This window comes from Microbaculum mangrovi (assembly GCF_051390635.1).
Lineage (GTDB): Bacteria > Pseudomonadota > Alphaproteobacteria > Rhizobiales > Tepidamorphaceae > Microbaculum.
In genome coordinates this window covers 1035736-1052382 of sequence record NZ_JBPODT010000001.1, presented here as the reverse complement: position 1 = coordinate 1052382, position 16647 = coordinate 1035736, and the positions used below count along the sequence as shown (strand labels likewise).

At 67.1% G+C, this 16647-nt stretch carries 15 protein-coding genes; 8 read left to right on the top strand and 7 right to left on the bottom strand.

The annotated features are described in order from the left end of the window. Window positions 1-7: 7 nt before the first annotated feature. The 4 genes from pyk to ACSF9G_RS05060 form a co-directional block, all read right to left on the bottom strand. A complete protein-coding gene (gene pyk / locus ACSF9G_RS05075; RefSeq protein ID WP_436639064.1) occupies window positions 8-1444 on the bottom strand; it encodes a pyruvate kinase in 1437 nt (478 codons plus the stop codon). 181 nt (window positions 1445-1625) lie between these two features. Beyond that, entirely contained in the window at window positions 1626-2102 is a 477-nt protein-coding gene (locus tag ACSF9G_RS05070; RefSeq protein WP_436639062.1) for a DUF1036 domain-containing protein, read from the bottom strand. A 43-nt stretch (window positions 2103-2145) separates the two neighbouring features. Continuing rightward, on the bottom strand, window positions 2146-3441 hold the full coding sequence (locus ACSF9G_RS05065; protein ID WP_436639060.1) for a glycerate kinase type-2 family protein: 1296 nt from the start codon (window positions 3439-3441) through the stop codon (window positions 2146-2148). An 8-nt stretch (window positions 3442-3449) separates the two neighbouring features. After that, window positions 3450-4367, bottom strand: coding sequence for a DMT family transporter (locus ACSF9G_RS05060; RefSeq protein WP_436639058.1), 918 nt, complete (start codon window positions 4365-4367; stop codon window positions 3450-3452). A 136-nt stretch (window positions 4368-4503) separates the two neighbouring features. Between ACSF9G_RS05060 and ACSF9G_RS05055 the strand changes: the two genes are divergently transcribed. Genes ACSF9G_RS05055 through ACSF9G_RS05045 form a run of 3 tightly spaced genes read left to right on the top strand, consistent with a single transcriptional unit; the run spans window position 4504 to window position 5979 of the window. Then, complete coding sequence (locus ACSF9G_RS05055) at window positions 4504-5343, top strand: N-formylglutamate amidohydrolase (RefSeq protein ID WP_436639056.1); 840 nt, start codon at window positions 4504-4506, stop codon at window positions 5341-5343. Between the two features lie 34 nt (window positions 5344-5377). Next, a complete protein-coding gene (locus ACSF9G_RS05050) occupies window positions 5378-5695 on the top strand; it encodes a DUF1244 domain-containing protein (protein WP_436639054.1) in 318 nt (105 codons plus the stop codon). A gap of 29 nt (window positions 5696-5724) precedes the next feature. After that, on the top strand, window positions 5725-5979 hold the full coding sequence (locus tag ACSF9G_RS05045; RefSeq protein ID WP_261615245.1) for a DUF2312 domain-containing protein: 255 nt from the start codon (window positions 5725-5727) through the stop codon (window positions 5977-5979). 33 nt (window positions 5980-6012) lie between these two features. On the opposite strand, the gene mepK is transcribed toward ACSF9G_RS05045, so the two are convergent. The 3 genes from mepK to ACSF9G_RS05030 all read right to left on the bottom strand — a co-directional run bounded on the left by mepK (window position 6013) and on the right by ACSF9G_RS05030 (window position 11292). After that, window positions 6013-7701 (bottom strand): peptidoglycan L,D-endopeptidase MepK, encoded by a 1689-nt coding sequence (mepK, locus tag ACSF9G_RS05040; protein WP_436639052.1) that lies wholly within the window; start codon window positions 7699-7701, stop codon window positions 6013-6015. Between the two features lie 242 nt (window positions 7702-7943). Continuing rightward, a complete protein-coding gene (locus tag ACSF9G_RS05035) occupies window positions 7944-9719 on the bottom strand; it encodes a L,D-transpeptidase family protein (protein WP_436639050.1) in 1776 nt (591 codons plus the stop codon). A gap of 67 nt (window positions 9720-9786) precedes the next feature. After that, window positions 9787-11292 carry a sigma-54-dependent transcriptional regulator gene (locus ACSF9G_RS05030; protein ID WP_436639048.1) on the bottom strand — a complete coding sequence of 502 codons (1506 nt, stop codon included), beginning with the start codon at window positions 11290-11292 and terminating at the stop codon, window positions 9787-9789. A gap of 261 nt (window positions 11293-11553) precedes the next feature. On the opposite strand from ACSF9G_RS05030, the gene ACSF9G_RS05025 reads away from it, so the two are divergent. From ACSF9G_RS05025 to ACSF9G_RS05005, 5 genes are all read left to right on the top strand, one after another. After that, complete coding sequence (locus ACSF9G_RS05025; protein ID WP_436639046.1) at window positions 11554-13386, top strand: M3 family oligoendopeptidase; 1833 nt, start codon at window positions 11554-11556, stop codon at window positions 13384-13386. Window positions 13387-13390: 4 nt separating this feature from the next. Further along, complete coding sequence (locus ACSF9G_RS05020; RefSeq protein WP_436639044.1) at window positions 13391-13567, top strand: hypothetical protein; 177 nt, start codon at window positions 13391-13393, stop codon at window positions 13565-13567. A 16-nt stretch (window positions 13568-13583) separates the two neighbouring features. Beyond that, window positions 13584-14546, top strand: coding sequence for a heme-dependent oxidative N-demethylase family protein (locus ACSF9G_RS05015; protein ID WP_436639042.1), 963 nt, complete (start codon window positions 13584-13586; stop codon window positions 14544-14546). A gap of 33 nt (window positions 14547-14579) precedes the next feature. Further along, window positions 14580-15956, top strand: a complete 1377-nt coding sequence (locus ACSF9G_RS05010) for an ABC1 kinase family protein (protein WP_436639040.1) — start codon at window positions 14580-14582, stop codon at window positions 15954-15956. A 173-nt stretch (window positions 15957-16129) separates the two neighbouring features. After that, window positions 16130-16564, top strand: a complete 435-nt coding sequence (locus ACSF9G_RS05005; protein WP_261615253.1) for a curlin — start codon at window positions 16130-16132, stop codon at window positions 16562-16564. Window positions 16565-16647 lie beyond the last annotated feature (83 nt).

Here is a 16647-nt window from a genome sequence, read left to right as displayed (position 1 = left end):
GAGGGGATCAACCCTCGCCGAGCTTGTCGGATCCCACGAAGGCAATCCTCAGCATGTTGGTCGCGCCGGGCGTGCCGAATGGAACGCCGGCGGTGACGATAATGCGCTGGCCGGGCCGGGCGAACCCTTCCTGATAGGCGATGCGGCAGGCGCGATCGACCATGTCGGTCTCGTCGCTCGCATCCTCGGTCTCGACACAGTGCACGCCCCAGACCAGCGCCAGCCGGCGCGCCGTGGCGGTATTGGGGCTCAAGGTGATGATCGGCCGGTCCGGACGTTCGCGGGCGACGCGCAGGCCGGTCGCGCCCGAGGACGTGTAGCAGACGATCGCCGGCAATTTCAGCGTCTCGGCGACGGTACGGGCGGCGGCCGAGATGGCGTCCGGGCCGGTCGGCTCGGGATCGGTGCGCTGGGCGTGGATGACGTTGGCGAAGACCGGATCGGTTTCGACCTTCTCGGCGATGCGGTTCATGGTGGCGACCGCCTCGATCGGGAAGTCGCCGACGGCCGATTCCGCCGAAAGCATGATGGCGTCGGCACCCTCGAAGACCGCCGTTGCCACGTCGGACACCTCCGCGCGCGTGGGAACCGGAGCGGAGATCATCGATTCGAGCATCTGGGTCGCGATCACGACGGGTCGTCCGGCATGGCGGCAGACCCGGGTGATGCGCTTCTGCACGCCGGGCACGGCTTCCAGCGGCATTTCAACGCCGAGATCGCCGCGCGCCACCATCAAGCCGTCGGCCATCTCGATAATCTCGTCGAGGCGCTCGACCGCGGAGGGTTTCTCGATCTTCGCCATGACGAAGGCGCGGCCGCGGGTCATCTTGCGCGCCTCGGCGAGATCGTCCGGGCGCTGCACGAAGGACAGCGCGATCCAGTCGACACCGAGATTGACGGCGGCATCCAGGTCGGCGCGGTCCTTGTCGGTCATTGCGCCGAAGGGCAGTAGCGTATCGGGCAGGCTGATGCCCTTGCGGTCCGACAGCCTGCCGCCGATCTCGACAGTGCATTCGAGCCGTTTCGCAGAGGCATGCTCGATGCGCAGCCGGATGCGGCCGTCGTCGAGCAGAACGCGGTGGCCGGCCTCGGCCGTCTGGAACACGGGCGGGTGCGGCAAATGGACCCGAGAGACGTCGCCCGGCTTGCTGGACGTGTCGAGGACGAAGGTCGCGCCTTCTTCGAGGTCCACTTTCCCGTTGGCGAATTGACCGACCCGGAGCTTCGGGCCCTGCAGGTCGACAAGGATGCCGATCGGGCGGGCGAACCGCTCCTCCACTGCGCGAATGCGGCTATGCAGGGTCCGCAGCAGGTCGTGCGGGGTATGGCTCATGTTGATGCGGAAGACGTCCGCGCCGGCCTCGAACAGTTCGGCGATTCGGTCTTCCTCCGAAGTGGCCGGGCCGAGTGTCGCCAGTATCTTGATGGAACGTCGCCGTCGCATGGCGAAGGAGCCCCCTGTTTCGTCCGACATCGGGCATATTCGAGGTCTTTGGCCCCGATATCCCGGCACTGCTTCTTTTGTATGACGAATCGGCGCAGAAAGTCAGGGGGCGCACGCATTTGCGTGGAGAAAAGGCTCGGGACCGGCTTGTCGCGGCGATAACGGTGGCGACTGCGGCGGATTAGTCGCCGCCGGTGCCTTCGCCGCCGAGGGAGGGATCCTGGAGCTGGACCGTCCAGGTGGTCTGCTCCTGCGTATCGATCTCGAAGAAGCCTGTGCGCTGATAGCCGCGATCCTCGCACCCGTTGATGCCGCGGATCGTGAACATCTGATCCTGCGTGCACATAAAGGCTTCACCGGCCCATTCGCCGCCGTGATCGTAGTCGATCGCGTAGACGTAGTAGTAGCGCGATGCCAGTTCGCCGCGCAGCACGGTTTCGCAGCTGTTCGGGCCGATATTCCACCAGCCCTCCGTCGCCCAGCCCTTATCGTCCTTGTAGCCGACGGCGACGCCGACGCGGCCAGGCGTGGTGTTGCAGATGCGGAAATCGGCCGCCGCGTCGCGCGCGGAGGCGGCAAGCACCATGCCGCCGAGGGCGGCGGCTAGCAGATAGGTAGATCGGAACGGATGCCGTGGCAAAGAAAGTGCTGTTCTCATGGCGCCTTTGTCGGCAAGCGCTTCGCTTGCGCCGAAAGTGATGTCAGTCGGCGTCCGTGTCAACGATTACAGCCCGGAAATCGTTGACGTTTGTGAACGTCGGGCCGGGGACCAGAAGATCGCCGAGACGCTCGAAGAAGCCGGTAGAATCGTTGTCTTCCAGAAATGCGTCAGCGTCGAGGCCGAGTTGGGTGGCTCTGGGGAGCGTATCCGGGCCGATAATCGCACCAGCGGGATCGTCGGCCGCGCCTTTGCCGCCGTCGGTTCCGTCGGTGTCGCCGGCAAGCCCCCAGATGCCGGGGCGGCCGTGCAGGGCGATGGCAAGCGCCAGAGCGAACTCCTGATTCGGCCCGCCGCGGCCGCGGCCGCGCAGTGTCACCGTCGCCTCGCCGCCTGACAGGATAGCGACCTTGCGGCCCTGGTCGGCGCGTTTGCGGGCCAATTCGGCGTGATCTCCGGCAAGATCGCGCGCATCGTCCTCCAGGTCGCTACCGAGAATCTCCGTTTCGAAACCGAGTGCGCGGGCTTCGCGATCGGCGGCCGCGATCGCCATCGCAGGCGTCGCGACGAGCCGATACGTGGCGTTCGCAAGGCGCGAATCGGCGGGTTTCGGCGTTTCGTTGGCCGGATCGGAGAGGGCTGCGGCGATCTCGGGGCCCGGCGTGATTGCGTATTTGTCGAGAACGGCGCGGGCGTCGGCGAGGCTGGTCGGGTCGGCGACCGTCGGACCCGAGGCGATCGCCGCCGGATCGTTGCCGGCGACATCGGAAATCGCCAGTGTCAGCAGCCGGGCCGGATAGGCGGCGGCCGCGAGCCGTCCACCCTTGATGCGCGACAGGTGGCGGCGGACCGTGTTGATCTCGCCGATGCGGGCGCCGGAAGCGAGCAGGGCGCGGGTCAGCTCCTGCTTGGCCTCGAGCGTCACGCCGTTCGCCGGCGCTATCCACAGGGCGGAGCCGCCGCCCGACAGGAGCACCAGCACCAGGTCGTCGGGGCCGGCGGACGCGGCGCGTTCCAGCGCCTGGCCGGTCGCGGCGATACCGGCCTCGTCCGGCACCGGATGGGAGGCCTCGACCATGCGGATCCGGCGCGTCGGCCGTCCATAGCCGTAGCGGGCGATGGCAAGGCCGGTCAGACGGTCGGGCGGCAGCGACAGGGCATCGAGGTAATGGCGCTCGGCAGCGGCCGCCATGCTGCCGGCGGCCTTGCCGGCGGCGAGCACGACGATCCGGCCGGCCGGCGGCTCGGGCAGGTGCGGCGGCAGGCAGCCGTCGGGATGCGCGGCGGCGACGGCGGCATCGAACAGGGCACGGAGCGTATCTCGTCGGTCTCGGCTCATCGGCGCGATCAGCCGGTCTGTCTGCGGCGGCGCGGGCGGGCTATCCAGACGCCCAGAAGGATCGCGGCGGCGCCCAGAAGCTGCATGCCGGTCATGTCCTCGCCGAGGATCATCCAGCCGAACACCGCGGCGGCCACGCCCTCCAGGAAGATCACGAGCGACGAGAAGCCGGCCGGCAGGTAACCGAGGGCGAGCGCCAGAAGCCCCTGGCCACCGGCATGGCTGATCAGCGCCAGGGCGATCAGCATCATCAGCCCCTTGGACGTCGCGGGAAACAGGGTCGGCTCCAGGATCAGCGCGATCACCAGCAGTACGGCGGCGGTCACCAGCGACGACATGAAGATGAGGCGTCCGGCCGGATGGTGCTTGCGGGCCGGACGGATCGCCAGGATGTAGGAGCCGAAAAAGCACGCGGTGATCAGGCCGAAAGTATCGCCGAGGAGGTTGGAGGGGGCGAAGCTGTAGCTCGATCCGAGCAGGAACGCCGCGCCGGCGAGGCCGGCGCCGAGCCCGACGACGATCTCCGGGCCGATCGCCTCGCGCAGGATGAGCCAGGACAGGCTGACGACGAAAACCGGCGCCAAAGCCGCCAGGAAGGTGGCGTTGGCGACCGTCGTGTTCATGATCGCGAGGTGCCAGAAGAACAGGTCTCCAGCGAACAAGAGCCCGGCCACCAAAACATACCGGTCGAAACGCGGCGCGGTGGAGCGGGGGCCGCGGCGCGCCTCGTAGGTCATCCAGGCGTAGAGCGCGGGCAGTGCCAGGGCCACGCGCCAGAAGGCGCTGGCGAACGGGCCGACTTCGGCAAGGCGAACGAAGATCGGCGACGCGCCCATCGCCACGGCACCGAGCGCCAACGCGCCGAAGGCGAACGCCGCCGTCCGTGCTTCTGAAGCGCCGATTTCGGTCTCGAGGACGCGCGTCATCGCTCTCCGTCCGGCCTCGGGTTGTGCATCCACGCCGCGGGCACGTTGCCGCCGGCGTCGGGATCGCCTAAGAGTTCGCCATTCCTAGGGCAGCATCGCCCGCCCGTCACGCAGAATCGCCCGATCGTATCGTTCCATGACGCGCGTAGCCGAGTATCCGACCTCCGACGCACCCGCGCGGGACGCTGCCGATACGTTCGTCCCGAGCGAAACGATATCCGGCGCCGTCGAGACCGGCTGGCTGATCCTGTGCGATCACGCCTCGAGCCGGCTGCCGGCGGCGTATGGCGACCTTGGTCTTCCGCCGGAGGAATTCGAGCGGCACATCGCCTACGATATCGGCGCGGAGGCCGTGACCCGGCAGCTGGCAAGGGAACTCGGCGCGCCGGCGGTGCTGTCGCGGTTCTCGCGTCTGCTGATCGATCCCAATCGCGGCGCGGACGATCCGACGCTGTTGATGCGGTTGTCGGACGGCGCGGTGGTGCCCGGCAACGCACGGGCCGACGCCGCGGAGAAGGCGAAGCGCGTCGCCGCCTACTACGAGCCCTATCACCGTGCGATCGAGACGGCGATCGACACGGCGATCTCGGCGGGACATCCGCCGGCGATCGTTTCGATCCACAGTTTTACGCCGCTATGGCGGGGCACCCGCCGGCCGTGGGAAATCGGTATCCTGTGGGACAAGGACCCCCGGCTCGCGGTGCCGATGATCGAGGCCTTCGCCGCCGATCCGCTGCTCACCGTCGGCGACAACGAACCCTATTCGGGCCGCCTCAGGGGCGACACCATGTACCGGCACGGCACCCGGCGCGGCCTTGCGCACGCCCTCGTCGAGCTGCGCCAGGACCTGATCGCCGAGGCGCCGGGACAGGCGGAATGGGCGGGCCGGCTCGTCGACGTGCTGCGCGCCCTTGCCGGACGCGAGGGCCTGAACGAGATTCGCCACTACGGCTCCGGCGCGCCGGGCGAGATGTGACGGCGCCGGGCGGACCGCAAAAGCGAGGCTTGTTATGACCGAACTCGATCAAAAGACGCGCACCGAACTGGAAGCGGCCGCCTTCCGCCGGCTGGTGCAGCACCTGCGCGACCGAACCGACGTTCAGAACATCGACCTGATGAATCTCGCCGGTTTTTGCCGCAATTGCCTGTCGAACTGGTATCGGGAGGCGGCGGAGGAACGCGGCCTGCCCGTCGACAAGGAGGACAGCCGCCTCGTCGTCTATGGCATGCCCTACGACGAGTGGAAATCGAAGTATCAGACAGAGGCGACGTCCGAGCAGAAGGCCGCGTTCGCGGTCTCGCACGCGGCGACGCACAAGGATCACTGAGGCCAACTGGTCCGGCAACGGAGGACATCATGAACGACACCGGCGGCATCGCCACCACACAATTGCATTCCATCGTTCAGCGTATCGAGCGGCTGGAAGAGGAAAAGAAGGCGCTCGCCGACGATATCCGCGACGTTTACGCCGAGGCGAAAGCGAACGGCTTCGACGTCAAGGCGCTCAGGACGATCGTCAAGTTGCGGAAACAGGATACGGCCGAGCGTCAGGAGCACGAGGCAATCCTGGCTACCTATATGGTGGCGCTCGGAATGGTCACGGACGAGTAAGGAGAGGGGGCCTTCGATGGCCCCTTCGACGTCTTAGCGCAGGGCGGCGGCGCGCTCTGCCTGGCGATCGGACACGCTGCCGGTCGTCATGTTGTCGGCAAGGCTCGCGAACTCGTAGGTTCGCGTCTCCACCGGCGACACCGCCGGACCGGTGAACCGGCGCATCGGATAGATGAGCTGCGGGCCAGCGGCAAACCGGTTGACCACGACGGGCCCGGATACCGCCGTCAGCGCGCCCAGATCGGTCTGATCGGGATGGCGCAGCACCACGAACTTGTGACCCCGCAGGGAATTGTCGCCGCCCAGATAGGGCAGCAGCGCGTGAGCGCGGTAGTCTATGGCTACTAGCACCGGACGGTCGCGCACGGGAATCTCCGAGCCGGTGAACGTCGCCGCGAAGGGCGGCATCTCGGCGTGCGGTCCGGTTGCCGCGAGCGCGGTCGCCGTCGTCAGTTCGTTCTCCGGCTCAAGCGGAGCTGGCGAGACGGCGGTCTGCGCGGGCACCGCCGCGTCGTCGCCACCCCGGGCGATCAGCATGCCGATGGCGTCGGTTCCGGTCATTAACGGCCGTGCACGCGGCATCTGCGTGACAAGGGCCTGCGGCGACACGCTGGCCGTCATCAGCGGCGTCCCGGTCGCTGCACTTTCGGAAGCGGGTTCCGCCATCGCGACCAGTACCGGTTTCGGTGTCGGAATGGGCGCGTCGGGCAAGGCCGCGACGGCGGGCACGTCGGCAAGCGGCTTCGTCCGTGGAACCGGTGTGTTGGCGAGGGACGCCACCACCGTCGGCGCCTGCGGCTCAGGCGCGGGGGCCGGCGCAACCTCGGCGGCCGGCGTCGGCGCAGCCTTGGCCTGAGCGTTTGACGCGCCTTCCTCGTCGCCGTCCTCGCCGGACTCGAACAGTGCGGCGATCAGGCTGCGGCCGCCGCTGGAGCTGCCGCCGGTGCTTCTGGCCACGGCGGCCGGGGTGATCGCCACCGACGGATCGAGGCGGGGATAGCTGGCGACCGCGACCTGCCGGCTTCTCGATGTGCTCGAGGAGGCCGACGCGGTGCGCGAGCGCGTGCCACTTTGCACCGAGGCAACGGCCTGGTTGTAGCCGGGCATCGGCTTGCCGTCGGAGGGGATGTGAAGGGTCTTGCCGTCAGGGAACAGCTTGGCGAGTTGCTGGCGCGTCATCCGCGGCCAGTGGCGGACGCTGCCGGTGTCCATGTGGACGAAGGGCGAGCCAGAGGTCGGATAGTAGCCGACGCCGCCGCCCTGGAATTTCAGCGCGGTTTCGCGCAGCTTCGTCAGGGGAACGTCGGGCAGGTAGAAGTCCATCGCCTTGCCGACCATATGCTGGCTGGTCTTGGCGACGCCGCGCGACCGGGAGCGCAGCATGGCATTTGTGACCGGCGAACGGTATCCGGACAGTACGTAGATTGGCGCCTTCGAGCCGACGGCGTTGCGCACCTCCCAGACGAGGTCCAGCAGGGCGGGATCCATGGTGGTGGATTCATTGCGGCGCCAGTCGCGCAGGATGTAGTTGATCTTCTTCAGGCCTTCGGAGTCGTAGCGTCCGTTGCGCTTGAAGGTGATGGTGACCGTTTCGCCGGTGTGGAGCTGCTTGAACGACAGCGTCCGGGTTTCCGAACGCGCCTCGGCGGTCAGGCCATCGATGGCGACGAATGCCAATCCGTAAAGCGCAAACGCGCAGGCAGCGCGTACAGCGCTGCGCACTCGTCCCGCCCCCGTTTTACGCGTTCCCACCAAAAGAATTCCGTTCGAAGGTCCCGTCTAAGGCTCAGTCTAATCCCCCCGGCGACCGGCCAGGGGAATTCTTCAGCTTAAAAGGTTAATCCCTGATTAGGATGTAACCTGAACCCAAATCATGGCGCATTTGGGCCCGCCGCCGAGTGTGGAGATCAAAAGCCTACTTTTCAACAGCCCCGGGCTATTTGGTCGCACCTGTTTCCAGCTTCTCAGCTGCCCAGGTTCATGGCCGCCTTCATGCGCGCGTCGTAATCGTAGATGTCCGGGCGCTTCTGCGTTTCGCCGGCGTCGTCGACCCACACGGTGAAATAGGTGAGGTGCACCGGGACGTGGCGCTTTATGGGCAGCGAGCCGTTCTCGCCGCCCCCGATCAGGTGCTTGATGCGCTGGCCGTTGAGCTGCTCCTCGCGCGACAACAGCGCGTCGGCGAACTCGACCGGCTTGTCGACGCGGACGCAGCCGTGGCTGAAGGAGCGCGCCGACCGTGAAAACAGGTTCCGCGTCGGCGTGTCGTGCAAATAGACGTCGTGCTTGTTGGGGAACATGAACTTCACCCGCCCCAGCGCGTTGGCATTGCCGGGCGGCTGGCGGAACCGGAACGGCATGTTTTCCGGGTTCCAAAGGCCCCAGTCCACCGACCGCGGATCGATCACCATGTCGCTGCCGCCGCCGGTATAGATCACCTCGAGGCCGCGGCGCGCGAAGAAGTCCGGGTCGCGGCGGATTTCCGGCATCATCTCCTTGGTGGCGATGGAGCGCGGTACGTTCCAGTAGGGATTGACGTCGACATACTCGATCTCGTCGGAGAAGACCGGCGTCTGGTTTTCCGACGTGCCGACGATGACGCGGGTATCGAATTCCACCGCTCCACCGGTAACGACCCGGAGCATGTATTCGGGAATGTTCACCCAGACGTGGTGCGCGCCCATGTCGCGGGGAACCCAGCGCCAACGCTCCATGTTGACGAGAACGTCGGCGACCGTGATCTGGCTGCCGCCGTTGAGCGCGGCGCGCGTCTGCGGGCCGATCACGCCGTCGACTTCTAGGCTTGCTCGCTCCTGGAAGGCCTTCACGGCCTCCACTGCGGCATCGTCGTAGACCTGTTCACCCGCGCCGGTGACCGCGGGCACGCCCAGGCGGGCGCGAAGCACCGGCACCCGCTCATCGGACATGCCGGGTTTCAGCGACTTGCCGTCCGGGATCTCCGGCGGTGTCTCCTCCGTCGTCCGCGCGCGCAGGTCCGCGAGCAGTTGCTTCAACGCGGCGAAGGCCGGGTGCTGAGGATTGAAGCTTTCCAGATAGACGACCTTGTCGTCGGCCTTGCCGAGGCCCTCGAGAACGGCCTTGCGCGCCGGGCGCACCGGCGCCGCCGTCATGAACTTGCCCAGGGTGGCCGGATCGAAGATGCCAGCCTGCGCGTCGGCTGCGAATCGCATCGCTGCGACCGTCAGGACCAGCTCGGCATCGGCGAGCTTTGCCGGGTCGGCGGTGCCGGAAAGGCCGACATCGAGATCGGGCAGGACGTAGCGGCCTGGGTCGAGGCCGTAGGCATCCGCGTTCTCGAGGCGACGGACGACCGCGCGGGCGGCGCCGTCGAACTTGCCGTCCTTGATCCAGAGCGGGGCGAATTGGCGCTCGGCGTAAAAGCCGACCAGCGCCATATGATCGGCCTTGCCGAACGCTCCGGTGTTTTCGAGCGCGGTCTCGATCGCAGGCGACACCGGATCCGAAGCGGGCGGCGTGGCGTTCGCGACCGTCGGTCCCGTTTCGGAGGGGGCGGTGTCTGGCGCTTCGCTCGCGGCGGCCGCAGCCGGCTTATCGGACGATTCCGGGGATAGCCCCGGCGTCGGGCTTTCCGTCTGGGCCGGCTTGGCGATTTCCTGCGTCCGCGGCTCGGGCACCGCATCCTGAGCCCGGGCGGGGAGCGTCCAGGCGACGGAAACGAGAAGGCCTGTGGCCAGCGAGCGAACGATGGAGGTGCGCATCTGGAGATGTGTCCGATTCATCAGGCAAAACTAGCGGCATTTGCCGGAAATCGCCACCTGTTCCCGATCACTCCGCCGCGTCGAGTTCCAGTTCCTTGAGGCGCCGATACAATGTCGACCGCCCGATGCCGAGCCGGCGTGCAACTTCGCTCATGCGGCCGCGATAGTGCTCGACGGCAAAACGGATTAGGTCGGCCTCGATTTCGTCAAGAGGTCTGACGTCGCCGTCTTCCGACAGGATAGGCACCACGCCGCGCGCGGGGGCCGGCATGGTCGCGATCGGGGGAAGCGTCGCGGGCCGCGGCACCTGCATTCCCGGTTCGACGTGCGCGTCCCTCTGGACGCTGAGCTCGATGGTGGGCCGGGTCAGCTCGACATCCTGGAAGTCGTCGATCTGGGCTGCGATCTGCGGGAAACTGTCGACGTCGAGCTGGTTGCCGTCGGCCAGAACCACCGCCCGGAACACCGTGTTCTCGAGCTGCCGGACATTGCCCGGCCAGCGATGGCGCATCAGCAGCGTCAGCGCTTCCGGCGTGATCGAATCGACGCGCTTGCCTTCCTCCGCGCCGAAGCGGGTAAGGAAGTGCTTGACCAGGAGAGGAATGTCCTCGGTCCGCTCCCTGAGCGGGGGGACCAGGATCGGAAACACGTTGAGGCGGTAATAGAGGTCTTCGCGGAAGCGCTTCTGGCAAACCAGGTCGATCATCGAGCGGTTGGTGGCCGAGATCAGACGGAAGTCGCTCTTCAGCGGCCTGCGGGCGCCGACGGGTTCCACCTCGCCTTCCTGCAGGGCGCGCAGGAGCTTGACCTGCGCTTCGGGCGGCAGCTCGCCGACCTCGTCGAGAAACAGCGTGCCGCCGTCGGCATCGACGAACTTGCCGATGCGCTTCTCGGTCGCCCCGGTAAACGCGCCCTTTTCGTGCCCGAACAGGGTCGACTCGACGAGATTTTCCGGGATCGCGCCGCAGTTGACGGCGACGAAGGACTTGCCGGCGCGGGCGCTGGAACCCTGGATCGCCCTTGCGATCAGTTCCTTGCCGACGCCGGATTCGCCTTCGATGATGATCGGAATGTTCGAACCGGCGGCGCGCTCGCCGAGTTCGATGACGCGCTGCATCGCCGGCGAACGGGTCACGATGTCGTCGAAGGTCAGGGTGCCGTCGACGCGGCGCTTGATCCGGGCGATCTCGCCTTCCAGCGCGTTGACCTTCAGGGCGTTGCGGATCGAGATCTCGAGCCGCTCGGGGCTTACCGGCTTCACGAAGAAATCGATGGCGCCGGCCCTGACCGCGCTGACCACGGTGTCGATGCCGCCGTGGGCCGTCTGGACGATGACGGGGCGGTAGAGGCCCTCCTTGCGCATCCGTTCCAGTGTGCCCATGCCGTCAAGATCGGGCATGACGAGATCGAGCACGATCAGAACGATTGCGCCCGCGTCCGGCGCGGTGAGTGCGGCTATCGCTTCATCGCCCGTCTCCGCGGTCGCCGTCTCGAAGCCGAACCGCTGGATGGCGGTTTCCAGAATGCGACGCTGTACGGGATCGTCGTCGACGATCAGAATACGCTCGGCCATACGTCCTCCAAGTCGAACGCGCCTGGCGGCGGTCCGGGGGGCTGTCCCATTTTGGGCATTGTGACCACCTCCGGTAAAAGGGCCCTTAAACTAATCTAATAGTGATCGGGCGGGCATTTTCGTCGAATTACGGCCGGAAAGACGCTGTTGTCCTTGATGCGCGGCGTTGCGAAGCTAATATCGCTGCAGTTTCGGCCGAAGGCGGACGGATGTTCGAAATCCTCGCCAGGCCAATTCCTGAATCGAACGGAGTTTTCGAGCATGAAGGTCCGTAATGCGGCCACGGGAGCGCAGGCAGCCACGAAGTTCGATCTCGGGGCATTGCCGACGTGGAACCTCGACGATCTGTACCCCGGCATGGAGTCGCCGGAGGTGCGCGCCGATCTCGACCGGTCCCTGAAGGATTCGCAAGCGTTCGAGGCCAAGTGGAAAGGTACACTGGCCGATCTCCTCGAAAAGCCGGACGGGGCGAAGGCGCTTGCCGAAGCGATTGCCGCATTCGAGGTGCTGCACGACGTTCTCGGCCGTCTCGTTTCCTACGCGGGCCTGCAGCACGCCCTCGACGTCTCCGACCCGAAGCGGTCGAAATTCTTCGGTGACGTGCGCGAGAAGGTCACCAATGCCGGCATCCACCTCCTGTTCTTCCCGCTGGAGCTCAATCGGCTGGACGACGCGAAGATCGAGGCGGCGATGCAGTCCGAGCCGGCGCTCGACCACTATCGGCCGTGGATCGAGGACGAGCGCAAGGAGCGGCCCTATCAGCTCGACGACCAGCTGGAGCGGTTGTTCCACGAGAAATCGATCACCGGGCGCGGCGCCTGGAACCGGCTGTTCGACGAAACGATGGCGGCGCTGCGCTTCGACGTCGACGGCGAGGAACTGACCCTCGAGCCGACGCTCAATCTGCTGCAGGACAGCGACGGCGAGAAGCGCCGCAAGGCCGCGCAGGCGCTGATCGCGGCGTTCGGCGATCATCTGCCGACCTTTTCGCTGGTCACGAACACGCTCGCCAAGGACAAGGAGATTTCCGACCGCTGGCGCGGGTTCGAGGACGTTGCCGATGCGCGGCATCTGGCCAACCGGGTCGAGCGCGAGGTGGTCGACGCGCTGGTCGAAAGCGTGCGCGGCGCCTACCCCGAGCTGTCGCACCGCTACTACAAGCTCAAGGCGGGCTGGTTCGGCAAGGACGTGCTGGACTTCTGGGACCGCAACGCGCCGCTGCCCAAGATCGAGCAGAAGACGTACGTCTGGTCGGAAGCGCGCGAGACGGTGTTGTCGGCCTATTCGGCCTTTTCGCCGGACATGGCGAAGCTTGCCGAACCTTTCTTCGACAAGGGCTGGATCGACGCGGCCGTGAAGCCGGGCAAGGCGCCGGGCGCCTTCGCGCATCCGACTGTGCCGAGCGCGCACCCTTACGTGCTGCTGAACTATCTCGGCCGGCCGCGCGACGTGATGACGCTCGCCCATGAACTCGGCCATGGCGTGCATCAGGTGCTTGCCGCGCCGCAGGGGCCGCTGATGGCGCCGACGCCGCTGACGCTGGCGGAGACGGCCAGCGTGTTCGGCGAGATGCTGACCTTCAAGGCGCTGCTGGCCAAGACCACCGACGCGAAGGCGCGCAAGGGCCTGATCGCGGCCAAGGTCGAGGACATGATCAACACGGTGGTGCGCCAGATCGCCTTCTATGTGTTCGAGCGCCGCATCCACACCGCCCGGCGCGAGGGCGAACTGACGGTCGACGACATCAACGCGATCTGGAAGGAGGTGCAGGCCGAAAGCCTGGGACCGGCGATCCGGCTCGGCGAGGGCTACGAGACCTTCTGGTGCTACGTGCCCCACTTCATCCATTCGCCTTTCTACGTCTATGCCTATGCGTTCGGCGACTGTCTGGTGAACTCGCTCTACGCCATCTACGAGAACGCGTCCGACGGGTTTGTCGAGAAGTATTTCGACATGCTGCGGGCCGGCGGTACCAGGCACCATTCCGAGCTGCTCGCCCCGTTCGGGCTCGACGCGCGCGACCCGGAATTCTGGCGCATGGGGCTTAAGGTGATCTCGGGGCTGATCGACGAACTCGAGGCGATGGAGGACTGAAGCCATGCCGATCCTGCTGATCCTGCTGCTGGCGCTGATCATCGCGCAGGTCGGTTTCTGGAAGACGCTGGGCTCGATCCTCGGTGCGATCGCGATGATCGGGTTGCTGGTCGTCCTGGTCGTGCTGGCGCTGGCGGTGCTCGGCCTGATCATCGCCAGGCGGACGCGGCCGCGGACCTGATGCCGCCGGCGAGCCGATGAACGAACTGGTCCACACCCCCTATGCCGGCGGGCGATCGCCGTTCTCGATCGGCCTGCAGCCGCTCGACCTTGCCGATTGGATCGAGCCGGACGCGCATCTTCGCGCCCATCTGGACGAAAAGGAGCGCCTGTTCGCTGCAAGCCGGGAGGCGGTGTTCGGCGAGGAGCCGGATACGCGGACCGCGCAGGCCGAGGTGCTGGCGCTGCTGGCCGATCATCTGCCGGCCCGATTTCCCGGGATCTACACGCGGGACGGCGACCATGTCGCCATTGCCGGGACCGGGCGGACCGTCGATCTGGACACCGGTGCGGCGCCGCTCCTGACCGCATCGCGGCTAATCCAGGAGGATCTCGTCGTGATGCGCCAGGGGCCGGAGGGCTACCGGCTGGTCGCGGCGAGCCTGTGTTTTCCCTCATCCTGGTCGCTTGCCGAGAAGTTCGGCAGGCCGATGTCACAGATCCACGCGCCGGTTCCTAACTGGGAAGGCAAAATGGGGCAGCGCGTTGACCGGATTTTCCAGACGCTCAAGGTCGACCGGCCGGTGTGGCGGCTCAACTGGTCGCTGTATCCCGATGCCGAGCTGCACCATCCCGAATCCCGCGAGCGCCCCCGGGACTGGTTTTCCGGCGGCGGTTCTTTCGGCGGTGATTCTTCCGGCGGCGGGGTTTCCGGCGCGATCGTGCCGAGCGCCTTCATCCGGGTCGAGCGGCAGACGCTGCGCCGTCTCCCGATATCCGGCGATATCCTTTTCACCATAAGGATTTACGTCGATCCGCTGGCGGCGCTGGCGCGGCATCCCGAGGGCCGATCGCTGGCCCGCAGCCTGCGCGATCAGCTCCTGGCGCTCGACGAGGCGCAAGCCGCCTACAAGGCACTGCTCGAACACCGCGGCCGCATCGTCGCGGCGCTCGAGGCTTTTATTGCCGCGCCCGAGACTGCGGCAATCGGTGCGGGATGACGTGGCGGGGCTTCATACCTACATGAAACGCCGATGAGCGAGCACGACAGCGAACGCAACCGGTTTTCCAAGCGCGCCCGGCGCTACGCGCGCGTCGGCTCGCACGTCGGTTCGGTCGCCGTCAAGTCGGCGGGGCGTCGGCTGCTGGGCCGCGAGGCGGCGCGCGAGAAGAACGCGCTCGAGCTGGCCGCCGCGCTCGGCGGCCTCAAGGGCCCGATCATGAAGGTGGCGCAGCTGCTGGCCACCATCCCGGACGCGCTGCCGGCCGAATACGCGATTGAGCTCGCCAAGCTGCAGAGCCAGGCCCCGCCGATGGGCTGGGCCTTCGTCAAGCGGCGGATGGCGGCCGAACTCGGCGCCGACTGGCAGACCCGGTTCCGGACGTTCGGGCACCAGGCGGCGGCCTCGGCCTCGCTGGGGCAGGTGCATAAGGCGGTCTCGCTTAAGGGCGAGGATCTCGCCTGCAAACTGCAATATCCCGACATGCAGTCGGCGGTGGAGGCGGATCTCTCCCAGCTCGACATGCTGTTCGCGATCCACCGGCGCATGGACCCGGCGATCGACACCAGCCAGATGGGCGAGGAGATCGCCGCGCGCATCCGCGAGGAGCTGGACTATACCCGCGAGGCCGCGCACATGCGGCTCTATCGCGCGATCCTCGAGGACGAGGCGGCGATCCGCGTGCCCGCCGTGTTCGAGGACCTGTCGACCCGGCGGCTGCTCACCATGGGCTGGCTCGAGGGCACGCCGCTGCTGGCCCACAAGCAGGCCGACCTCGACACCCGCAACCGGCTCGCCACCGCGATGTTTCGCGCCTGGTGGTTCCCGTTCTCGCGCTTCGGCGTCATCCACGGCGACCCGCACCTGGGCAACTACACCGTCTACGAGGACGCGCTGGAATCGGGCGCGATCGCGCCGGCCGGCATCAACCTGCTCGACTACGGCTGCATCCGCATCTTCCCGGCCAAGTTCGTCGGCGGCGTCATCGACCTCTACAACGGGCTGCGCACCGGCGACGACGACCTCGTCGTCCACGCCTACGAGACCTGGGGTTTCACCGGGCTCACCCGCGAGCTGATCGACATCCTCAACATCTGGGCGCGGTTCATCTACGGCCCGCTGCTGGAGGACCGGGTGCGCGCCATCGCCGACGGTGTGAGCGCGGCCGAATACGGCCGCAAGCAGGCCTTCACCGTGCACAAGGCGCTGAAGGAGAAGGGGCCGGTGCGGGTGCCGCGCGAGTTCGTGTTCATGGACCGTGCCGCGATCGGGCTGGGCGCGGTGTTCCTGCACCTGCGCGCCGAGCTCAACTTCTATCGCCTGTTCAACGACGCCATCGAGTCCTTCGATCTCGACCGCCTGGCCCGGCGCCAGGCTAAGGCCCTGAAGGCCGCCGGCGTGCCGGCCTAGGCCGGCCGAGGCTCGCCAAGGCTCGCCAAGGCTCGCCTTTCGACCCTCGTTCCTCGCCTGAACGCAATCTGAACGGCCGGTTCAGCCCCGGTTCCGGCGCGGCTGCGTAAAACCCGTCTCGTCCTCGAACGCGGACCCGCCCCGGGCATCCGCACGAACCAGGAGACGGAACAATGACCCGCACGATCGCCTTCGCCACCGCCATCGCCGCCGTCATCGGCTTCACCGCGCTGCCGGCGTCCGCCAACGACGTCTTCATCAACCAGACCGGCTGGGGCAACGCCGCCGGTGGCGCCCAGGGCGGCTTCGGCAACACCATCGGCGTGTTCCAGAACGGGGTCTGGAACGGCGCGGCCAGCCACCAGTTCGGCAACCACAACACCGCGGCCATCGGCCAGGACGGCGTCAACAACGCCGCGCAGACCTGGCAGCAGGGCAACCACAACCAGGCCGGCGTCGGCCAGTTCGGCGCCAACCATACCGCCATCCTGAGCCAGGACGGCAACGGCAACATCGCCGCCGGCGTGCAGGTCGGCAACAACTGCGCCGCCGATGTCAGCCAGGCCGGCGGCGGCAACGTGGCGGCCTTCGTCCAGGCCTGCCCGTAAAGCTCGGAGACGGGCTGACGAACGGGCACATCGGGAGGGGCCGCTGGCGCCTCCCGGCCCTGCGGACCGAGCCGCGAATTCCC